Annotated in this window: 19 protein-coding genes and 1 pseudogene; 11 read left to right on the top strand and 9 right to left on the bottom strand. The window is 63.1% G+C overall.

Features of this window, described 5'->3' with window-relative positions; genetic code table 11:
- The first annotated feature begins 96 nt into the window (after positions 1-96).
- The 4 genes and pseudogenes from ACSVHC_RS22610 to ACSVHC_RS22595 all read left to right on the top strand — a co-directional run.
- Positions 97-1,482 (top strand): MBL fold metallo-hydrolase RNA specificity domain-containing protein, encoded by a 1,386-nt coding sequence (locus tag ACSVHC_RS22610; RefSeq protein ID WP_437773836.1) that lies wholly within the window; start codon positions 97-99, stop codon positions 1,480-1,482.
- A gap of 40 nt (positions 1,483-1,522) precedes the next feature.
- Positions 1,523-1,843, top strand: a complete 321-nt coding sequence (locus ACSVHC_RS22605) for a DUF3040 domain-containing protein (RefSeq protein ID WP_437773837.1) — start codon at positions 1,523-1,525, stop codon at positions 1,841-1,843.
- Positions 1,844-1,966: 123 nt separating this feature from the next.
- The gene (locus ACSVHC_RS22600) at positions 1,967-2,269 is read left to right on the top strand and encodes a universal stress protein (protein WP_437773838.1); all 303 of its coding nucleotides are present in this window, start codon (positions 1,967-1,969) and stop codon (positions 2,267-2,269) included.
- Positions 2,270-2,352: 83 nt separating this feature from the next.
- Positions 2,353-2,466: pseudogene (locus tag ACSVHC_RS22595) on the top strand (universal stress protein); the annotation flags it as partial.
- Positions 2,467-2,664: 198 nt separating this feature from the next.
- Here ACSVHC_RS22595 and ACSVHC_RS22590 read toward each other — a convergent pair.
- The 4 genes from ACSVHC_RS22590 to ACSVHC_RS22575 form a co-directional block, all read right to left on the bottom strand.
- Positions 2,665-2,883, bottom strand: coding sequence for a hypothetical protein (locus ACSVHC_RS22590; protein ID WP_437774015.1), 219 nt, complete (start codon positions 2,881-2,883; stop codon positions 2,665-2,667).
- A gap of 144 nt (positions 2,884-3,027) precedes the next feature.
- Entirely contained in the window at positions 3,028-3,450 is a 423-nt protein-coding gene (locus tag ACSVHC_RS22585; RefSeq protein ID WP_437773839.1) for an Hsp20/alpha crystallin family protein, read from the bottom strand.
- Positions 3,451-3,627: 177 nt separating this feature from the next.
- Positions 3,628-4,056, bottom strand: a complete 429-nt coding sequence (locus ACSVHC_RS22580) for a pyridoxamine 5'-phosphate oxidase family protein (RefSeq protein ID WP_437773840.1) — start codon at positions 4,054-4,056, stop codon at positions 3,628-3,630.
- A 130-nt stretch (positions 4,057-4,186) separates the two neighbouring features.
- The gene (locus tag ACSVHC_RS22575; protein WP_437773841.1) at positions 4,187-5,260 is read right to left on the bottom strand and encodes a LacI family DNA-binding transcriptional regulator; all 1,074 of its coding nucleotides are present in this window, start codon (positions 5,258-5,260) and stop codon (positions 4,187-4,189) included.
- Positions 5,261-5,381: 121 nt separating this feature from the next.
- Between ACSVHC_RS22575 and ACSVHC_RS22570 the strand changes: the two genes are divergently transcribed.
- From ACSVHC_RS22570 to ACSVHC_RS22545, 6 genes are all read left to right on the top strand, one after another.
- Complete coding sequence (locus ACSVHC_RS22570) at positions 5,382-6,692, top strand: ABC transporter substrate-binding protein (protein ID WP_439181325.1); 1,311 nt, start codon at positions 5,382-5,384, stop codon at positions 6,690-6,692.
- A 3-nt stretch (positions 6,693-6,695) separates the two neighbouring features.
- A complete protein-coding gene (locus ACSVHC_RS22565; protein WP_437773843.1) occupies positions 6,696-7,670 on the top strand; it encodes a carbohydrate ABC transporter permease in 975 nt (324 codons plus the stop codon).
- On the top strand, positions 7,667-8,563 hold the full coding sequence (locus ACSVHC_RS22560; protein WP_437773844.1) for a carbohydrate ABC transporter permease: 897 nt from the start codon (positions 7,667-7,669) through the stop codon (positions 8,561-8,563). Before ACSVHC_RS22565 ends, ACSVHC_RS22560 begins: the two co-directional genes overlap by 4 nt.
- A 94-nt stretch (positions 8,564-8,657) precedes the next feature.
- Positions 8,658-9,437: a Gfo/Idh/MocA family protein gene (locus ACSVHC_RS22555; RefSeq protein ID WP_439181324.1), complete on the top strand. Its 780-nt coding sequence runs from the start codon at positions 8,658-8,660 to the stop codon at positions 9,435-9,437.
- A 153-nt stretch (positions 9,438-9,590) separates the two neighbouring features.
- Complete coding sequence (locus tag ACSVHC_RS22550) at positions 9,591-12,299, top strand: LuxR C-terminal-related transcriptional regulator (RefSeq protein ID WP_437773846.1); 2,709 nt, start codon at positions 9,591-9,593, stop codon at positions 12,297-12,299.
- Between the two features lie 157 nt (positions 12,300-12,456).
- Positions 12,457-13,479: a DUF4386 domain-containing protein gene (locus tag ACSVHC_RS22545; RefSeq protein ID WP_437773847.1), complete on the top strand. Its 1,023-nt coding sequence runs from the start codon at positions 12,457-12,459 to the stop codon at positions 13,477-13,479.
- 151 nt (positions 13,480-13,630) lie between these two features.
- Here the strand turns inward: ACSVHC_RS22545 and ACSVHC_RS22540 are convergent, their stop codons facing one another.
- From ACSVHC_RS22540 to ACSVHC_RS22530, 3 genes are all read right to left on the bottom strand, one after another.
- Positions 13,631-14,494, bottom strand: coding sequence for an SDR family oxidoreductase (locus ACSVHC_RS22540; protein WP_437773848.1), 864 nt, complete (start codon positions 14,492-14,494; stop codon positions 13,631-13,633).
- Entirely contained in the window at positions 14,491-15,498 is a 1,008-nt protein-coding gene (locus tag ACSVHC_RS22535; protein ID WP_437773849.1) for a helix-turn-helix transcriptional regulator, read from the bottom strand. Before ACSVHC_RS22535 ends, ACSVHC_RS22540 begins: the two co-directional genes overlap by 4 nt.
- Positions 15,499-15,617: 119 nt before the next feature.
- Positions 15,618-16,202, bottom strand: a complete 585-nt coding sequence (locus tag ACSVHC_RS22530) for a helix-turn-helix domain-containing protein (protein ID WP_437773850.1) — start codon at positions 16,200-16,202, stop codon at positions 15,618-15,620.
- A gap of 121 nt (positions 16,203-16,323) precedes the next feature.
- On the opposite strand from ACSVHC_RS22530, the gene ACSVHC_RS22525 reads away from it, so the two are divergent.
- Positions 16,324-17,376: an NAD(P)/FAD-dependent oxidoreductase gene (locus ACSVHC_RS22525; RefSeq protein ID WP_437773851.1), complete on the top strand. Its 1,053-nt coding sequence runs from the start codon at positions 16,324-16,326 to the stop codon at positions 17,374-17,376.
- Here the strand turns inward: ACSVHC_RS22525 and ACSVHC_RS22520 are convergent.
- Complete coding sequence (locus ACSVHC_RS22520) at positions 17,356-18,372, bottom strand: aldo/keto reductase (RefSeq protein ID WP_437773852.1); 1,017 nt, start codon at positions 18,370-18,372, stop codon at positions 17,356-17,358. The genes ACSVHC_RS22525 and ACSVHC_RS22520 overlap by 21 nt on opposite strands.
- Before the next feature lie 19 nt (positions 18,373-18,391).
- A complete protein-coding gene (locus ACSVHC_RS22515) occupies positions 18,392-19,276 on the bottom strand; it encodes an aldo/keto reductase (protein ID WP_437773853.1) in 885 nt (294 codons plus the stop codon).
- Between the last annotated feature and the right edge of the window lie 13 nt (positions 19,277-19,289).

Raw genomic sequence — 19,289 nt, 5'->3', positions numbered from 1 at the left:
CCACCACGTGATGCCGGCCCCTTAGCCGTGCAATTCCCGGAACGGGCATCCGGCAACCGCCGGATGCCCGGCACTGCCGATATCGAGGAGACCAGGATGAACAACACGCACCCGGCCCGTCTGCGGTTTTTGGGGGCGACGGACACTGTCACAGGGTCCCGCTATCTCCTCGCAACCCGGGACACGCGGATCCTGGTCGACTGCGGTCTCTTCCAAGGCTTCAAACATATCCGCGACCGCAACAGGATCCCGTTTCCCGTTCCGCCCGGTTCGATCGATGCTGTGCTGCTCACCCACGCGCATTTGGACCATACCGGATACGTTCCCGCGCTTGTGCGCGACGGCTTCACCGGGCCGGTCTACGCCACCCACGGGACCAGTGAGCTATGCAAGCTACTGCTACCGGACAGTGGCCACCTCCAGGAAGAGGAAGCCCGCTACGCCGATCATCGGGGTTCCTCGGTGCATGTTCCCGCGCTTCCGGTCTACACGGCGGCCGATGCGGTCAGGTCCTTGAACGCATTCGAGCCCCGTGACTTTGACGTTCCGCTTGAAGTTGGAGATGGCATCGAGGCCACCTTCCTTCCGGCCGGACACATTCTCGGTGCCGCCCAGATCCATGTTAACGTCGATGGGCATTCCATACACTTCACCGGAGACCTGGGCCGTGCCGACGATCCGCTCATGTACCCGCCCCGGGAACTGGAGGAGGCCGACATTCTTGTCACGGAATCCACTTACGGAAACCGGAGCCACCCGGACCAGGACCCGGCGGCTTCGCTTGCTGCGGTCGTGTCCCGTGTCGCCAAACGTGGGGGAGTCATCATGATCGCCGCATTCGCCGTCGGCCGGGCAGAAACTCTGATGCTCCATCTTTCCCGGCTTCGCCGCAAGGGCCTCATTCCGGACATTCCGATCTATCTCAACAGCCCCATGGCCATTGACGCTTCCTACATGTACCGGCAACACCCCGACGAACACCGACTCCTCGTTGACGAGTTTGAAGACATGTACAAGCTGGCCACCATGACGCGTACCGCCGACGATTCCAAACTTCTCAACCTGAGGGGAGGGCCCATGATCATCATCTCGGCGAGTGGCATGCTCACAGGGGGAAGGATCCTTCACCACCTCGAGGCCTACGGTCCGGATCCGAAAAACGCCATCGTCCTCAGTGGCTACCAGGCCGGAGGAACACGCGGCGCCGATCTTGCCGCCGGAGCGAAGGAACTCAGAATCTACGGGCAGGACGTCCCCATCCAGGCCGAGGTCATACACATTGAGGGATTCTCAGCGCACGCCGATGCCGACGAAATCATCCGTTGGATGCACACGGCAAACCAGGCACCGTTCATGACGTACATCACCCACGGCGAACCCACGGCCTCCGATGCCTTGCGCCACCGCATCAAGCGCGAACTGGGCTGGAACGCCAGAGTCCCCGAACATCTTGAAGCAGTCCCGCTCGACAACCCGCTCTAGCAGCAATAAATTCCACCCACCCCGGCAAAGGAGGCCCGTGATGGCTCTCTCCGAATACGAAAAGAGGGCCCTGGAACAGATGGCCCAGGAACTCGAACGCGATGACCCGAAATTCGCGTCAAAGATGAGGTCGATGACCCAGCCGGCTAACGGGAGGCGCCTGGCGTCCGGCATCTTCACCGCACTCGCCGGATGCCTTGTCCTGCTGACCGGCGTCGCGGCCCGCGCCCCGGCTTTGGGAATCATCGGGTTCGCCATCATGGGCACGGGGGCGTACCTGGCATCTAAATGCGTCGGTTCCCTGGCGATCCGACGGCGTCCGAGCTCTTCCCCGTCCATGGGGTCGGCGGAAATGGGGTAGCGGGGTGGCCCGAATGAGCCTGCAGGACTTCCGGCCCTAACAGCCGGGGGCGAGCGGACGGACACTGAACGTGCAACGGCCGGGCACTGGCCGGAGACGACCTCAGCGAAGAACGGACATGCCATGAAGGTACCAATAGTTGTCTGTGTTGACGATTCCGGGGCGAACGAGGCCGCTGTGGCCTGGGCGATGCACCGGGCCGCGGCAATGAAGTTGCCCGTGGACCTCGTGCACGCGGTGGACGACCGGTGGACGTCACAGTCCCTTGCTTACAACGAGATGGCCAAGAAGGAGGCGAACGAGCTCTTGGGCAAGGCAAAAGCCCACGCCGCCGGCGTGGAACCTGGTGTTGATGTCCAAACACTATTGATCTCGGGGAGCCCGGGTATGCCCTCCGCAAGCGGTCCAAGAAGGCGTCGCTCTTAGTTATTGGTTCCGGCACGCGTGTCAGGCCCGGAGGTCGGCTCACCGACCGGGCGCTGCAGATCGCTGCAGTAGCACTGTGCCCTGTGGCCGTCGTCGGAGAGGGCGGGGTGACCAACCGTAAGGGGGTTCTCGTCGGGGTTGACGGTTCGGAGGAGTCGACGCAAGCGGTGGCATTCGCAGCCGCGGAAGCAGACCGTGAAGGGCAGGAGTTGACGGTGCTGCACGTTTTCCGCGCGTTTCGACCCTGGGTGAAATTGGCACGGTCGGAGGGCAACTTAGCCGAGCAATTGCTGGAAGAAGAACGGATCACACTTTCGGAAACGGTGGCCGGTCAACTGCCCATGCCGTTCTTTCCCAGTTGCCCTGTCCGACGATCATCACCCGCGTACGCCGGGTCAAGAACAGCACGTAGCGCAAGAACAGCACATAGCGCGCGATCCGGGCAACAGCCCGCCAAATCCTCCGTGGCCACGCCTGCCGAGATCGATCATGTCGGCTTCCCGGCTAGGTTCCAAAGGCACCGCAAGGCTCTGGGCCTGCCTCAGTGCCTCCAAAGAGGCTTCCGATCCATCAACACCAACAACGATCCTTGCCCTGGATGCTTCCCCGCCCATGACTTTCCTTTCCGCGATAAGGGGATTCCCTACCCGCTAGCGTGACCCGTTGCGATTCCGGTTTGTAGGGCCGAAAGTCACGGCCCGGTCCGTGACCCGCCCCCCGGAAAGGCACGGTCCAGCCGGGCGGCCGGACCGTGTGTCTTACTCCCGTGTTATCGGAATTTTGTGCGCGGAGGAGGGTTGCACCCTTTCCGGAATCGGAGCCCTCACTTCGAGGACACCGTCCTTGTACGAAGCGGAGACGTTGTCCCGTTGGACAGTGTCCGGCAGAGGCAGCCTACGGACAAAGGAGCCGTAACGAAATTCCGAGCGGTAGCTGCCCTTGTCCTTTTGTTCCGTCTTCTCCTGCCGCTCAGCCTTTATTTCAAGGAACCCGTCCCCAAGCGTGATTTCAACATCTTTCTCCGGATCGATCCCCGGCAGTTCGGCGCGAACGACCAAGGTAGTGCCTTCAACCAATTGTTCGACCCGGATCCCGGATGCTGCCACATCACCTTCGAAAAGCCGTTCGATCATCTCAATGGGTGAGCGACGGTTATCGAACCACCTGATTAAGTCCGACATTCCTGACCTCCTTGTCCTGGAATCCGGCCAGGCCAGAACCGGCCTGACCCTTCCAGAATGCGAAGCACGGGGAATGGATCCCAGAGTCTTTGGTCCCTTACGCCCCGCTTCGAAGTTCGCATTGCGGTCAAGGAGGGGACGGGGCGGCTGGATCAGGGGTCAGAATCCTGTGGCCCGTCATTGGGAGGTTGCGCTGATCACGAACCTTCGGCCACTCAGTTCCGCAGGCGTGACCCGGACCAGATGGGTTTTTGTGCCGGGTTCCCACGGAGAGAGTTCCATTGCTGCGGACTCCTGAAGTTCGTCAGCTTTCGTGACAATCTCGCCATATCCTTTGACGATTACGCTCCAAGCGATGGTGCCATAGGTGTTGAAGCCGTCGGCCTCCAACGTGATCTTTTGCCCGGCCAGGACGGCGTCCAATTTGGTGCCAGGTCCGGTCCGGAATATTACTGTTCCCTCGTCAGGCAGGTAATTGACGGGAAAGATCTCCGCATTGTCGCCACGAGCGACAGCAACCCTGCCGACGGAGGAGGAACGGAGGTACTTCCAGCACTCATGGACACTGAGTACTTCGGTGTCGGGCCTCGACTCTGAATTCTCCATAGGGCTGAGCCTACTGAGACGGTCCACACGGAAATAGAGGAATAAGTCCCCGGAACCGGATACTGAAGCACCCCATGATCGGTCGATGCCGAGCGAGCCGATGGTATCGTCGGCTGACCCCCTGCATCAGTCAGTTATGTGTGCGCTTGTGCTCTGTGGGGAAGCTGGTCGAACCCCGTGTGATGAGCCGTGTAGCGAGCTCAATCCTGGGCCCGTCCGTGTTTGGGCCGATGCCTTCTCGCTGATTCGTCAAGCGCAGGAGCATGCGAAAGGCGGTCGCTCCCATTTCCTGAATAGGCTGCCTGACCGTGGTCAGTTGTGGTGTCGCCCAAGTCGCTTCGGGAACGTCATCGAATCCGACGACGCTGACGTCCCTGGGGATGTCGAGCCCGAGGTAGCGCACCGCGTCGTAGACCCCGAGAGCCATCATGTCCGATGCTGCGAAGATGGCCGTGGGCCTATCCTCCCGGTCAAGGATGTCGACGGCGAAATCGCGCGCCTCGTCGCGGTTCCAATCGGCAGCACCGACCAACCGAGGCTCGACTTGCAGGTCCATGGCCGACAGGGCGGAACGAAAACCGTCGAGGCGGGCTCGACTGTAGAGGTGATTCTTCACGCCTCCGATGAGGGCAAAATGCGTGTGCCCGAGGCTCAGGAGGTGCTCCGCCGCAATCCGTCCACCTTCCCAGTTCGCCACGCCCACGCTGGCGGCACTGCGCGGAGCAGGGCTCATCGGGTCGATGAGGACGACGGGTATGCCGGCCGCGTCGAGTGCACTCAGCTGCGTCGACGTCGGATCGACCAGGACCACGATGGCGCCGGTTGAGGGGCGGCGCAGGAGGCGGCCCACCCAGTCGCGGCCCGCGCGGGCGATCGTGAGGACCACGTCGCAGTCCGCTACCGCCGCGGCTTCTTCGACGCCGGTGAGGATGCTGTTGGGCCAGGAGCCTCCGATGTTGCTCACCACAAGGTCGACGAGGCGGGGCGCGTTCGCGGGCAGCCGCCCCACAGGTTGTGATCGCTTGGTCTTCGCGTAACCCATCTCCTGTGCGATCCGGACCACGCGCTCACGCGTTACGAAGGACACGTCTGTTGCTCCGCGGAGAACCTTTGACACTGTCGGTGTGCTGACGCCAGCCGCGGCTGCCACGTCGGCCAAGGTCGGGTTCTTCCCATCCGCCGCTGGACTGGTGTTTTTGCGCAAAAAAATTATCCTTTGATCTCTGAATGTCGATCTGTATACTCACTCTGCGCAAAACGATAATCGAAAATTGCGCAACTTTTCAAATTGCGATGACCCGGTAGCGGGTCGAGGAGGAAAGTCGATGGAGACTTCACGTCTTACTACATCGAGGCGGGGCTTCTTGGGCCTTGTCGGAACCGGCGCGGCCGTCGCCGCTCTTGCGGCTTGCTCGACCGGGGGCGGTGGCGCTGGGGCAAGTGCCAGCTTGAAGTTCTGGAACATGCCTTGGGGTACTCCCGCGTTCAACACGCTCGACAGCAAGATCACCCTTGGCTTCAAGCCGGAGTCGGGGCTTCCTGCGGCGACTTATCAGGCGATCCAATGGGCAAACTTCAACCAGACTTTCTCGTCTGCCCTCGCATCGAAGACCGGGCCGGCCATCTCCTCGGGAGGCGGAACCCAGGCTTTCCTGTTTGCTAAGCAAGGCTTCATCGCTCCCGCGGACGGCCTTATCGACAGCTGGAAATCCAATGGCATCTACGATGACTTTCTCCCTGGAGTCCTGGACACGATGAAGACCGACGCTGGATACGTCGCCGTTCCGTACAACCTTGACATGCGGGTGAATTGGTACAACAAAGAGCTCCTCGAAAAGGCGGGCGCTACTCCTCCAACCGACTGGCAGTCCTACCTCGACGCCGCAGCCGCCCTCAAGAAGATCGACGTGTACGGGTTCGCGGCGAACGGCAACGCCAGTGGCGGGAACGCCTTCCAGATGATCGTGGGCCTGATGATCAACAACGGTGGCGGCATCTTTGACGAGGAGCACAAGCCGAATCTAGTGACCGCTGCGAACATCGAAGCGCTCGAGTTCGTGCGCGAGAACGTCAGCAAGGGCTACATGGACCCCGCAGCCATCAGCTACACGGCGACGAACGCGAATTCGCAGTGGAAGGCCGAGAAGTTCGGCATGGGTTTCGACGTCCCCAACCTCGCGGCCAACGTCGGGGGAGCGGCAGCATCCCAGCTGGTCGTAAGCGATCCGCTCACTAGCGCCAGCGGGAAAAAGGGTGCCCTGTATTTCCCGAACAACATCATGATGTACAAGAACACGCCCAGCCAGAAGGGCTCGGAGGCGTTCATGACCTATTACTACCAGAACATGAAGGCCCTGTGGACCCAGAACACCGGCATCGGGCTCCCGGTGCTGAAATCAATCGCGGCTACCCCGGAATTCCAGTCGGACCCAAACGCAGTCAAGATCGTCAAGATGTGGCAGCCCATCGCCAGGACCTGGGCCGCGCCTGGCGGAACCGCCCTTTTCTCGAACATCTCTTACGTCGACAGCACACCCGCCATCTCCGACTTCGGCCAGAACGTTCTCTCAGGCAAGTCTTCGAAGGACGCACTGGCGACATTCCAGACGACGCTCACTTCGCTCATCAAGGACTGATCCATGACCTCCACGAGCATCGCCGAGAGCGTCAAACGTGCACGCCGCGGCGTCGGACCGGCCGGGGCGGGTCGCCAGCCCGGGCTGGCGACCGCCGGTCGGGCCAAGAGGCGGTTTACATCTCGGACCTGGACCCTCATAGTGTTCGCAGCACCGTCCCTCATTCTCCTTCTGCTCCTCAACGTCTACCCGCTCGTCTATGCCTTGGTTCAAGCACTCCATGACGGCACCCTTCTCGAAACCGGCCCCTTCGTCGGATTGAAGAATTTCGGCGACGTACTCGCCCAGCCCTCGTTCTGGTCAGCGACGTCCTTCACCGTCGTCTTCACGGTCGTCGGCGTGTTCGGCTCCTGGCTCGTCGGACTCGCGCTGAGCCTGCTGCTTCGCACCCACATCCCTGCGGGCGGACTGTTCAAGGTACTGCTTCTCCTGCCGTGGATCGTTCCCACGGTGGTCTCCGCGACGTCGTGGAACTGGCTGGTGGCAACACCCCAGAGCCCGCTTCCGGTGATCGCGGAGCATCTAGGCTTCGGAAACGTGCTCTTCCTGGCAGACCCGATGCTTGCGCAGGTGGTTGTCTGTCTCTTCAAAGTGTGGATTTCGTTCCCGTTCATGATGATGATGATGTCGTCCGCTCTCGCCTCAGTCGACACGAACGTCTACGAGGCGGCGAAGGTCGACGGGGCGACAGCGTGGCAGTCGTTCCGGCTGATAACGCTCCCGCTGATTGCGCGCACGACGTTTGTGTCGTGGATTCTGATGACGATCTTCTGCGTCAACGACTTCCCGACGATCTTCCTGCTCACCGGTGGCGGCCCGGCACATGCGACGACGTCGCTGGTCCTCCTCGCCTACCTCACTGTCTTCCAGAACTTCCAGACCGGCCCCGGCGTCGCCATCGCGTTCTTGATGACGTTCGTCCTCGTGGTGATCTCGGTTGTTCTTTACCGCCAGATCCGAAAGGTCAACGTCGAATGATAACGACCAGTGCTCCTCAAGAAGAAGTCCGAACGGGAGCCAGGGACAGGGCCGATACTCCTGCCGGCCGCCAGACCTCACAGGACATCCGTGAGAGAGGCAAATGGCCTCGCTTCGTCTTGATCCTGCTCATGACCGCCGTGGTCCTGGTCCCGATCGTCGCCGTCTTCGGACTGTCGCTGACACCGTCACTCGGCTCGAACGCAGAAGGCTTCACCCTCGAGAACTTCGGGAACATCTTCACGCAGACGGCCGTCCTGACCTGGCTCGGCAACAGCCTTGTCATCACCGCCTTCACGGTCGTTGTCGCCGTCGCGGTTGCGGCTCCGGCCGGTTACGTTCTGTCCAGGGCCCGCAACCGGCTCGTGTCGGGATATTCGCTCATCCTGTTCGTCGTGCAATCCCTGCCTGTCGTCACCTCGGCGATCCCGCTCTTCATCTTGTTCGCAAACCTCGGGTTGGTCGACAGCCTCTTTGGCGTCGTTATCATCTACGTAGGTGCCACGATGTCGGTCGCCATCTGGATGATGGCCGCCTACTACGATTCCATCCCCATCGCTCTTGAAGAAGCCGCCTGGATAGACGGTGCCTCGATCTTCGGTTCGTTCACCCGCATCGTCCTCCGGAACTCCCTGCCTGGAATCCTCTCAACCGCGATCTTCTCATTTCTCCTAGCCTGGAACGACTACCTCATCGCCGTCGTGTTCCTCCGGTCAGATCCGAATTACACCCTTCCGGTCGGGTTGGAGTCCTTCTTCCAGCAGAACGCCACGAACTGGGGCCTCGTCATGGCGGTCGCCGTCGTAATGATGCTCCCGCCGATCATCCTGTTCGCGTTCCTCAACAAGCACTTCTCGGTCGGCGGAATCGGCGGATCGCTTTCCAGTCGCTGAGCGACGCCCGCAAGAACGCATCAACGAACTATGTCGCCTCAAGCACGTCTTTGCCGAGAAGCCCCTTGCGCTGTCCCCGGAAGAAGCCCTCCCCATGCTGGAGCTGGCTGACTCTTTGGGACTTCGAGTCGGGAGCGCCCCCGATACCGTCCTCGGCACCGGCGTCCAAACTGCACTGGAGTTGCTCAACGCAGGTACCATCGGCGCTCCAGTAGCGGCGCAAGTTCACTGGTCCGCGCCCGGACACGAACGCTGGCACCCGTCACCACACTTCTACTACCAACCGGGCGGCGGCCCGCTATTCGATATGGGTCCCTACTACCTGACCAGCCTCGTCATGTTCTTTGGACCCGTCGTCCGCGTATCGGGAGTGGCCACAAGGTCCGAGCGTGCGCGAACCGTCGAGCCCGGCCCCCTGGCAGGCACGCCGATTCCCGTGGAGATCGACACCCATGTCAGCGCCATCCTTGAGCATGCGAACGGGGTGACAACCACGATTACGGTCAGCTTCGAAGTCTGGGCTACCCGGACACCGCTCTTCGAGATCTATGGCACCGATGGCACCATCACAGTCCCGGACCCGAACCGATTCTCCGACCCTGTCGAACTGGTGACCCGGGAAGAACCGGAACGGCGCGAAGTGCCATTCTCTGCTGGCTATGAGGATGCCGGGCGAGGCTACGGTCTCGCAGACATGGCCAGGGCTATCGAGACAAACCGCCCCCATCGTGCCTCCGGGCGGGTGGCGTTCCACATCCTCGAGGTCATGGATGCCATCACCCGCGCGAGTCGGGAGCATCGGGTCATTGACGTCGACAGCACGGTCGACAGGCCGGCCGTTGTGCCCTTTGGTGCGGCACCTGACACCTGGTAGGAGCAGATCGGCTAAGCTCCGCTTGTGTGGTGAGCCTCGTGGCAAATGCAGCCTCCTAGCAGAACCTTGGCGCAGAAGTCCGGGCCCTCACCCCCACTACACTGGGATCACCCGGGCAAAGGCAAGGTGACCGGCTGTCGAGGGAGGTCCGTGATGGCAGGTCCGTTGCTTGAGACCAAACTGCATGCCCCCGGGCCACGCCGCGGTCTCGTGAGGCGCCCGAGGCTCAGCGACCGTCTGAGCCACGCCGACGAGCAAACGCTGATCCTCGTCTCAGCGCCCGCCGGCTTCGGGAAAACGACCGTGCTGACCGAGTGGTTGGCAAAAGCAACCGCCCATGGCCGATCGGTCTCCTGGCTCTCGCTCGACCAGCGGGACAACGATCCCACGCTTTTCTGGACCTACCTTGTAGCTGCGCTGGACAAGGCATCGAACGGTCTGGGCGCCAAGGCGCTCGCAACGCTCCGATCCCCGCAACCGAGCACTGATGCCTTCTTGACCACCCTGATCAACGAGTTACAGGCCGCCACGGACAGATTCATTTTGGTGCTCGACGATTACCACGTCATCGAGAATCAGGACGTGCAGGAGGGGCTTGCCTTTCTCGTCGAGAACCTGCCCGCGCAGCTGCAGCTGGTCATCGCGGGCCGTGCCGATCCGGCTTTGCCACTCCCGCGACTCAGGGCACGCGGCAGGCTCCTTGAGATCCGTGCCGCCGATCTCCGCTTCACCCCGGAGGAAGCTGGCGTCTACTTCAACGGCGTGATGGGACTGAGTCTCACCGCGCAGGATATCGCCGCCCTCGAAGGTCGGGCCGAGGGTTGGATCGCTGCGCTCCAATTGGCGGCGCTCTCGATGCAGGGACGGGAGGACGTCGCCGGCTTCATCGCGGGCTTCGCAGGCGATGACCGCTACATCGTCGATTACCTCGCGGAAGAGGTACTTCAGCGCCAGAACGACGACGTCCGGAACTTCCTGCTGCAGACCTCCATCCTGAACCGGCTCAACGGTCCGCTTTGCGACGCCGTGACCGGGCAAAACACCGGAAAAGCAACGCTCGAGTGGCTCGATCGAGGGAACCTGTTCATGGTGCCGCTCGACGACCGCCGCTGGTGGTACCGCTATCACCACCTCTTCGCCGACGTGCTACGGGCACGACTCATGGACGAGCAGCCGGGCCGCATTAGCGAACTGCATGGGCGCGCAAGCCTCTGGCACGAACAAGACGGCGACATCCCGGAAGCTATCCACCACTCAATGGCCGGCAGGGACTTTGAACGGGCCGCGGACCTGATCGAGCTCGCCATCCCCGCCATGCGCAAGGACCGCCAGGAAGCCACGCTGAGCCGCTGGCTCCAAGCGCTCCCCGGCGAAGTGATTCACGCGCGCCCTGGGCTGGGCGTTGCCTACGCCGGGGCGCTCCTCGCAAGCGGCGAGCTCACCGGCGTCGACGCCCGCCTCAAGGAGGCAGAGCAGTGGGTAAGTACGACGGCGCAAGGCGGCGACGACGGGAACCTCACCAGTTCGATCGCGATCTACCGTGCAGCGCATGCGCTCGCAGGCGGGGACACCGCCGGGGCAATAATGCACGCGACTACCGCGCTCGGCCTTGTCGGGAAGGACGATCATCTCGAGCGCGGAGCGGCATCAGGGCTGTTGGCGATCGGCCACTGGACGAACGGCGAACTGGGCGTAGCGTACGAACTGTGGTCCGATTCCTATTCCAACCTTGAAAAGGCCGGGCACAACTCGGACATGCTCGGTTGCTCCATCGCACTGGCCGACATCCGGATTACCCAAGGCCGGCTCCATGACGCAATGGCCATCTATGAGCGAGGCCTTGAGGTCGCGGGAAGGCACCCGGCGCAAACGCTCCGTGGAACGGCCGACATGCACGTAGGAATGAGCATGCTCCTTCTTGAACGCGGCGAACTTGAAGCCGCAAGGCAGCACCTGCTGGCCAGCCAGAAGTTCGGCGAGGATGCCGCGTTGCCGCAAAACCCGTACCGCGCGCGGGTCGCGATGGCCCGGGTCCTCCAAGCAGAAGGGGAAGTGGGCGGCGCGCTTGAGCAACTCAAGGAAGCGGAGCGCCTCTACGTCGGCGACTTCTTTCCCGAGGTACATCCGGTCGCGGCCGTGCGGGCGCGGGTTTGGATCTCGCACGGAAGGACGTCCGACGCTCTCCGCTGGGCGCGTGAGCGCGGCGTTTCGGCCGAAGATGAGCTCTCCTACCTGAAAGAGTTCGAGCACATCACCTTGGCCAGGGCACTCTTCGCACAGCACGAGGCAGGGCAGTCGGAGGACTATGTCGGACGGGCCATCGCGCTGCTTGACCGCCTGCTTCGGGCAGCAGAAGAAAGCGGCCGGATGGGGACCGTCGTCGAACTTCTGGTTCTTATGGCACTTGCCCACCAAAAAGAAGCGGACGACGGCGGGGCACAGGCAGCGCTGCAACGCGCGGTAGCGCTCGCGGAACCAGAGGGCTACGTTCAAGTGTTCGTCGATGAGGGTGAGGCCATGGCGAACTTGCTGGAAGCGCTCGCGAAGCAGGGGAGCGCCTCGAACTACGTAAACCGGCTCTTGGAGTCGTTCGGGACAAAGACGCGCAGAACCCGGGACCAGATCACCCCAGCACCGCAACGCTTAGTCGAGCCCCTGAGTGAACGCGAACTTCAAGTGCTTCGGCTTCTTTCCTCGGAGCTGGACGGCCCGGACATCGCGCGCGAGTTGCTCGTTTCCCTCAACACCCTCCGGACACACACCAAGAACATCTATGCCAAGCTCGGCGCGAACAACCGCCGCTCGGCCGTGCGCCGGGCCGAAGAGCTGGGTCTCTTGTCGCGAAGCCGCGACGAGCGCTAACCCAGACGGGCGGTTCGCCCGGCACTTCTTCCGAAAAGATCACCACAACAATCACCAGATGTGGTGATCCCTGCTCACCACATCTCCTTCTACCTTCAAGGCTAAAGGAAGTCATCCGCAAAGGCGGCTGAAATCCACTAAGGCAGAAGGAGGGACGATGAACGTGAGATCGGTAGGCCGGGACGAGACACCGGTCGAGTACGAGGTCCGCGTCGAAGGCCGTCTTGATTCCCGCTGGGCCGCTTGGTTCGAAGGACTGAGCCTCACCAACGAACGCGACGGAACCACCATCATTCGCACCCGGAACGTCGACCAAGCCGCGCTCCACGGTCTGCTGCAAAAGCTCCGCGACTTGGCGCTACCGCTCTTGGCAGTCAACCAAGCCGGAGCCACGCAACCCAGCCAGCCGGCGTCGAACACCCGTATCTTCATCTCCCAGAAGGACCACACCATGAAAACCACAACCCAAACCCCGACAACTGATCGTGTCCGGATGGACCCGCTGCGGAAGACCGCGATGGTCGCAGGAATCCTGTACCTGGTCACCTTCGTCAGTTCGATCCCGGCACTGTTCCTGATTTCCCCCGTCCTGAACGATCCGCACTACATCACGGGCTCCGGTGCCGACTCAACCGTCATCTTCGGCTGCCTCCTCGATCTCGTCAACGCGGTTTCCGCCGTGGGCACCGCCGTCGCACTGTTTCCTGTCGTCAAACGGCAGAACGAGGGCATCGCGCTCGGCTTCGTCACCGCACGGATGTTTGAAGCCGCGGTCATTATGATCGGCGTCGTCAGTCTCCTGGCTGTGGTCACTCTGCGCCAGAAGGGCGGAGCGGACCCGGCCTTGGTTCCCGTGGGCCAGGCGCTCGTGGCAGTCCGTGACTGGACGTTCATTCTTGGGCCGAGCCTGGTTCCGGGGGTGAGCGGGCTGCTGCTCGGATACCTGATGTATCGTTCGGGGCTCGTGCCGCGCGTCATTCCCCTGCTTGGACTGATCGGCGGCCCGCTGCTGCTTTTGTCGACGATCTCAACGATGTTCGGTATCAACCAGGGGATCTCGGTGTGGTCGGGACTCGCAACCTTGCCGATCTTTGTCTGGGAGTTGTCGCTGGGCGTGTGGATGGCGGTCAAGGGCTTCAAGCCGTCGCCCATCACCACCGGGCAAGTGCGCGCAGCCTGAGGGCCTACAAACTCCACGTAATGAGTCCCGCGGCCAGACTGGCCGCGGGACCCATCGCGTTGCAGGACGCCGGCCAGTCCGAAGTTCAATACCGGAGGAATGAGCCTCGGCAAGTTCAACGCCGACGTAAGACTTATGCCGATTGATGATGTCAGGCGTCGCTGTGGGCGAGGTTGCTGGAGAGTTCGCGGTGGGCGTTGGCTTGGTCCTGGAGTTCCTTGGCCCGGGAGTCGAATAGCCCGACGGCGTCGGCGCCGGCGGCGAAGCGCAGGGGTGGCTGCTCCAGTTCGGCGAGTTGGATCAGGGCGTCGGCGAGTTTGGCGGGGTCTCCGCCCTGCAGCCCGTTCATGCTCTTCCATGACGTGACGGTCTGTTCGGTGCGTTGGGCGTAGTCCTCGATGATGGATTCGGCGTAGCGTGTGGATTCGGGGGTGAGCAGTTCGGTGCGGAAGAACCCCGGTTCGACGAGCATGGTACGGATCCCGAAGGGTGCGATTTCGGGGGCCAAGGACTCGGCCCAGCCTTCGACGCCGAACTTGGACGCGGCGTAGGCGCTCAGGAACTCCCCGCCGGCGATGCCGGCGGTCGAGGAGATCGTGACGACCAGGCCCGAGCGTTGGGCGCGCAGGATCGGCAGGGCCGCGCGGGTGACGTTCATGGGCCCGAACATCGTGGTTTCGATTTGTGCCCGGAAGTCTTCGGGGGTGATTTCTTCGAAGAATCCGGCGTAGAAGTTGCCCGCATTGTTGACGAGAACGTCGATCCGGCCGAAGCGGTCGACGGCGGCCTGCACGGCCGCTGTTGCGTCGGCGGGATCGGTGACGTCCAGTTTCACGGCGAGCAGGTCCTTGTTTTCGCCGATGGCCTGGGCGACTTTTTCGGGGTTGCGGCCGGTGGCGACGACCGCGTGGCCGGCGGCCAGGGCCGCCTTCGCGATGTCGGTGCCCATGCCGCGGCCGGCGCCGGTGATGAACCAGACTTTTTTCCCGGTCATGTTTTCCTTCTGCTCATTCATGGTTCTGTCTTTCCTGGGTTGGGTGTTCCCGGTTCCGCGGGGGAGCGCAGCTCGGGGAAGGTGGATCCGCCGGCGGGGGTGCCGGTGGTGGTTCCGGGAGGCGATGCCGCCCAGCTGGCGAGGAAGGCCAGCGCGTTTTCGGACGCGGAGCCGGGCTCCGCGGTGAAGGTGAACAGGGTCTGACCCTCGTCTCCGGGAAGGTCCAGCGTCTCGAACTGCAGGGATATGTCCCCGGCGATCGGGTGGTGGAAACGCTTGGTGCCCGCGGTGTGGATCCGTACATCGTGCCCGGCCCACAGGGCCGCGAACAGTCCGCTGCGGGTGGTCAGTTCCCCGACCAGCTCGTTCAGGGCCCGGTCGTCGGGGTTCCGGCCGGATTCGGAGCGCAGCATCGCGACCGTGGTGGCCGCGATAGCGCGCCAATCAGGATAGAAGTCTCCCGCGCCAGGATCGAGGAAGAGATAGCGGGCCTGGTTCGGCAACCGGGCTGGGGTCCCCGGTCCCGACTGTCCGGCGGGGCTGAGCTGTGCTGCTGAGTTCAACTGTGCGGCGGAGCTGAGCACGGGCCCGTACAGCGCCCGGCCCAGCAGGTTCGCGGCCAGCACGTCCGAGCGGCCGTTCTGGACGATGGCGACCGCTCCGGTCATCCCGTCCAGCAGACGGAGCACGCCGGGACGGACTCTCTGCTGCGGTGGCCGGCGGGGAGCACGCGGCGACGGCGCGTTGGCCGTCCTTGCCAGATCCATCAGGTGCGCCCGCTCGGCCTCGTCCAACTGAAGGGCCGATGACACGGCCTCGAGCACGGCCTCGGAGACGCCGCGGATACTGCCGCGTTCCAGGCGGGTGTAGTAATCCGTGCTCACCCCGGCGAGATGCGCCACTTCCTCACGGCGCAGCCCCGGCACCCGGCGCAGTGCCCTGTAGCTGGGGATGCCGGCCTGTTCCGGGCTGATCTTCGCCCGACGCGAGATCAGGAATTCACGGATTTCGTCTCTTCTGTCCACATCCACCACGCTACGCAGCCGCGCCGGCCGGTGGCAGTGTCCACCAGACACCCCCAAACCGGCCCGGAACATCAGGGCCACCTACATTGCGGGCGTTCAGAAGGGTCGTTGCTAAGTCGCTATGCGGGCTTGGGGCGGGCGCGTACGTGCATCCGCTCGCCCTGCTGTCCAAACAGGCTGATGAATTCGACGGTTTTTCCGTCGGCGCTGGCGAACCAGTGGGGTGTGCGGGTGTCGAATTCCGCGGCTTCGCCAGCCCGGAGTTCGAAGTCTTTGTCGCCCAGCACCAGGCGCAGCCGTCCGTTGAGGATGTAAAGCCATTCGTAGCCTTCGTGAACACGCGGATCGGGCTCTGACCCACGGGCATCACCAGCGAGGACCATCTTGAAGGCCTGCAAACCGCCCGGCCGGCGCGTGAGGGGAACAGCCGTCATGCCGCCATGGGTGATGGGCCGCAGGTGAATTCTCGGATCCCCGGTGGGCGGGGCGCCGACCAGGTCATCAAGGGGAACGCCGTACAACCTCGCCAGGGGCAGCAGAATTTCGAGGTTTGGTCTGCGTTGGCCGGATTCCAGGCGGGACAGGGTGCTCACCGATACTCCGGCTGCGGAGGACACCTCTCCGAGGGTGAGGTCCCGTTCCGTGCGGAGTGCCCGAAGCCGGGACCCGACAGCCCCGAGAACGTCGTCAAGCTCGTTTGCCATACGCGTAGTTTGCCATAACAGCAACAGAGTTTGCCAGTTTCCGTGCATGAGATGAAAGCTGGTGTTGCCACGCAGGGACGCTCGCGGCGGACTTTCAGGACACGATGGAGGGCAAATCATTATGGACACCACACAGTACGACGTTGTGATTATCGGGGGCGGCGCCGCGGGGCTCAGCGCGGCCACGACGCTGAGCCGCGCGCTGCGCTCGGTCCTGGTCATCGATTCCGGAGCGCCACGCAACGCACCCGCGGCGGGTGTGCACGGGTTTCTTTCGAGGGACGGGATGAACCCCTGGGAACTCCTGTCCATCGGACGCAGCGAAGTGCTCTCCTACGGAGGAACGGTCATTGACGGCGAAACCGTTTCGGCACGGCGCACTACCGATGGATTCGAGGTGATCCTCGGTGATGCACGCCGGTTCTCCGGCAGGCGCCTCCTGGTCACCACTGGTTTGACTGACGGGCTGCCTTCCATCGACGGCCTGCGGGAGCAATGGGGAAAGGGTGTCGTGCATTGCCCCTACTGCCATGGCTGGGAAATCCGCGGGAAACGGATCGGGGTGCTGGGCACTGGCCCAATGTCCTTCCATCAGGCACTGTTGTTCAGGCAGTGGTCCCCGAATATCACCCTTTTCCTCAATGACACCGTGGAACCCACAGACGAAGAGTGGGACAAGCTCGGCGCCCGGTCGATAGCAGTCGTCGACGGCGCCGTGGCCTCTGTTGACGCTGTCGACGGCGTCCTCACGGGCCTCACGCTCCGCCAGGGCTCCTCGTTCGAAATACAGGCCCTGGCTCTCGGTACACGGATGGAGGCCAGGTCCGAGCTTCTGGAATCACTCGGGCTAAGTAACCAGGTGCACCCCATGGGGGTGGGGCGGTTTATCGAGACCGACGCTGCGGGTGCGACGGCCGTCCAGGGTGTGTATGCAGCGGGCAACGTCTCCAATTTGATGGCCCAAGTGATCACCGCGGCGGCCGAGGGCGTCATGACCGGCGCACGGATCAACGCCGATCTCATTGAAGAGGAAACCCGGTGGGCCGTTGAAGGGCAGTTCGGCCCCTTCTCGGCGGCCTCGGAAGCAGCCGTTTCTACGATCGTGCTGGGTCATCGACAGCATGGTCTTGACGACGGGCCGAAAGCGGCCGAGTCACCGTCGTCGTGCCAGTGATGTCAGTTCGTGGGCTCCGTAGCTGTTGTCCTCGGGGTTGACTGTCACACCGGGTGCGACGAGCTTGTCGATGCGGTTCAGCACGTCGGTGCTCAGGGTGATGTCCGCGGCAGGCAGGTAGCACTCGAGCTGTTCCATGGTGCGCGGTCCGACGATGGCGGCCGTGACGCCGGGGTGGTTGATCACGAACGCGATGGCCAGCTCGATGAGCGTCAGTCCGGTTTGTTCGGCGAGCTGGGCGAGTTCTTCGACGATGTCGAGCTTGCGCTGGTTCGCCGGACTGCTCATATCGAATCGGGCGTTCGGGCGTGCGGAAGAGGTGGGTGTGGAGGCGGAGTCTTTGCGCCAGCGCCCTGAAAGCCAGCCGCCGCTGAGCGGGCTGTAGGTGAGGGTGCCCATGCCGTGGCGCTGGACCGTCGGAAGAACGTCTTCTTCGATGCCGCGGACCAGGATCGAATACGGCGGCTGCTCGGTGACGAAGCGTTCCAGGTTCCGTTCCCGGGATGCCCACTGGGCTTCGACGATCTGGGATCCGGAGTTCGACGAGGAGCCGATGTAACGGACTTTGCCTTGGCGGACGAGGTCGGTGAGCGCGCCGAGGGTCTCCTCGACGTCGGTGTCCGGGCTGGGCCGGTGGACCTGGTAGAGGTCGATGTAGTCGGTGTTCAAGCGGCGGAGGGAGTTCTCGACCTCGTGGATGATCCAGCGACGGGAGCCGCCGCGCTGGTTGGGGTCCTCGCTCATGGGCATGAAGAACTTCGTGGCCAGGAACACCTCGTCGCGGCGCGCGTCCAGTGCCTGCCCGACGATTTCCTCGGATGCCCCGCCCGAGTAGACGTCGGCGGTGTCGATGAAGTTGATGCCCGCGTCGAGGGCGCGGTGGATGATTCGGATTGAATCGGCGGTGTCGTTGTTGCCCCAGGGGCCGAACATCATCGCACCGAGACACAAAGGGCTGACTTGCACACCTGTGCGGCCGAGGGGACGGTATTCCATGGTGTTCCTTCTCTCTGTTTTAGGCTTCGGGGATGACCATGGCGAAGCGTTCCTCGCGGGCTTCGTCCGGGTCCGGACCGCTGCGGTTGCCTGTGTCGAGCGCGTCGATGACGGCGAGTTCGGCGGCACTGAGTTCGAAGTCAAAGACGTCGAAGTTTTCGGCTATGCGTGCCGGGTTGGTCGATTTCGGGATGGCTGAGCGGCCTTGCTGGAGGTGCCACCGGAGCATGACCTGGGCCGGACTCTTGCCGTGAGTCCGCGCGATGGTGGCGATTGCCGGGTCTTGCATGACGTTCCGCCGCTCCTGGCCGCCCCATCCTGGGTAGAAGGTGATCCCTCCGATGGGCGACCAAGCCTGGGTGAGGATGCCGTGTTCGGCGTCGGCGGCTTGGACGGCCTGCTGGGTGAAATACGGGTGAAGTTCGATCTGGTTTACGGCCGGGACGACGTCGGTCGAGTCGAGCAACTGCTCCAGGTGGTGCGGCATGAAGTTGCTGACGCCGATCGCCCGCACGCTCCCGTCGGCGAGCAGGGTTTCCAGTGCTTTGTATGCGGCGATGGTTCTCTCGAACCGGTCGGGTGCTGGCTGGTGCAGGATGAGCAGGTCCAGGTAGTCGACGCCGAGCTTGCCCGTCGCTTTGTCCCAGGCATGCAGGGCCTGGTCGTAGCCATAGTCACTGACCCAGACCTTGGTCTCGATGAAGACCTCCGGACGATCCAGGCCCGAGCGGCGGATGCCTTCGCCGACTTCCCGCTCGTTGCCGTACGCGGCGGCAGTGTCGATGTGCCGGTAGCCGGTGGCCAGCGCGGCCTCGACGGCGGCCGTCGTTTGCTCCGGGGCGCTTTGCAAGACGCCCAGGCCCAGGGCCGGCATTGTGACGCCGCTGTTGAGAGTAAGTTCCATGTTCATGCCTTTC

Origin of the sequence: Arthrobacter sp. KNU-44, from assembly GCF_051843155.1 — a bacterium.
GTDB lineage: Bacteria > Actinomycetota > Actinomycetes > Actinomycetales > Micrococcaceae > Arthrobacter.
This window is presented reverse-complemented; position numbering and strand designations above follow the sequence as displayed.

What these genes read in the sequence shown, in the direction of transcription:
- ACSVHC_RS22610 (WP_437773836.1), top strand. Translation starts at nt 97, where the DNA reads ATGAACAACACGCACCCGGCCCGTCTGCGGTTTTTGGGGGCGACGGAC.
- ACSVHC_RS22605 (WP_437773837.1), top strand. Translation starts at nt 1,523, where the DNA reads ATGGCTCTCTCCGAATACGAAAAGAGGGCCCTGGAACAGATGGCCCAG.
- ACSVHC_RS22600 (WP_437773838.1), top strand. Translation starts at nt 1,967, where the DNA reads ATGAAGGTACCAATAGTTGTCTGTGTTGACGATTCCGGGGCGAACGAG.
- ACSVHC_RS22590 (WP_437774015.1), bottom strand. Translation starts at nt 2,883, where the DNA reads ATGGGCGGGGAAGCATCCAGGGCAAGGATCGTTGTTGGTGTTGATGGA.
- ACSVHC_RS22585 (WP_437773839.1), bottom strand. Translation starts at nt 3,450, where the DNA reads ATGTCGGACTTAATCAGGTGGTTCGATAACCGTCGCTCACCCATTGAG.
- ACSVHC_RS22580 (WP_437773840.1), bottom strand. Translation starts at nt 4,056, where the DNA reads ATGGAGAATTCAGAGTCGAGGCCCGACACCGAAGTACTCAGTGTCCAT.
- ACSVHC_RS22570 (WP_439181325.1), top strand. Translation starts at nt 5,382, where the DNA reads ATGGAGACTTCACGTCTTACTACATCGAGGCGGGGCTTCTTGGGCCTT.
- ACSVHC_RS22565 (WP_437773843.1), top strand. Translation starts at nt 6,696, where the DNA reads ATGACCTCCACGAGCATCGCCGAGAGCGTCAAACGTGCACGCCGCGGC.
- ACSVHC_RS22560 (WP_437773844.1), top strand. Translation starts at nt 7,667, where the DNA reads ATGATAACGACCAGTGCTCCTCAAGAAGAAGTCCGAACGGGAGCCAGG.
- ACSVHC_RS22555 (WP_439181324.1), top strand. Translation starts at nt 8,658, where the DNA reads ATGCTGGAGCTGGCTGACTCTTTGGGACTTCGAGTCGGGAGCGCCCCC.
- ACSVHC_RS22550 (WP_437773846.1), top strand. Translation starts at nt 9,591, where the DNA reads ATGGCAGGTCCGTTGCTTGAGACCAAACTGCATGCCCCCGGGCCACGC.
- ACSVHC_RS22545 (WP_437773847.1), top strand. Translation starts at nt 12,457, where the DNA reads ATGAACGTGAGATCGGTAGGCCGGGACGAGACACCGGTCGAGTACGAG.
- ACSVHC_RS22540 (WP_437773848.1), bottom strand. Translation starts at nt 14,494, where the DNA reads ATGAATGAGCAGAAGGAAAACATGACCGGGAAAAAAGTCTGGTTCATC.
- ACSVHC_RS22530 (WP_437773850.1), bottom strand. Translation starts at nt 16,202, where the DNA reads ATGGCAAACGAGCTTGACGACGTTCTCGGGGCTGTCGGGTCCCGGCTT.
- ACSVHC_RS22525 (WP_437773851.1), top strand. Translation starts at nt 16,324, where the DNA reads ATGGACACCACACAGTACGACGTTGTGATTATCGGGGGCGGCGCCGCG.
- ACSVHC_RS22520 (WP_437773852.1), bottom strand. Translation starts at nt 18,372, where the DNA reads ATGGAATACCGTCCCCTCGGCCGCACAGGTGTGCAAGTCAGCCCTTTG.
- ACSVHC_RS22515 (WP_437773853.1), bottom strand. Translation starts at nt 19,276, where the DNA reads ATGGAACTTACTCTCAACAGCGGCGTCACAATGCCGGCCCTGGGCCTG.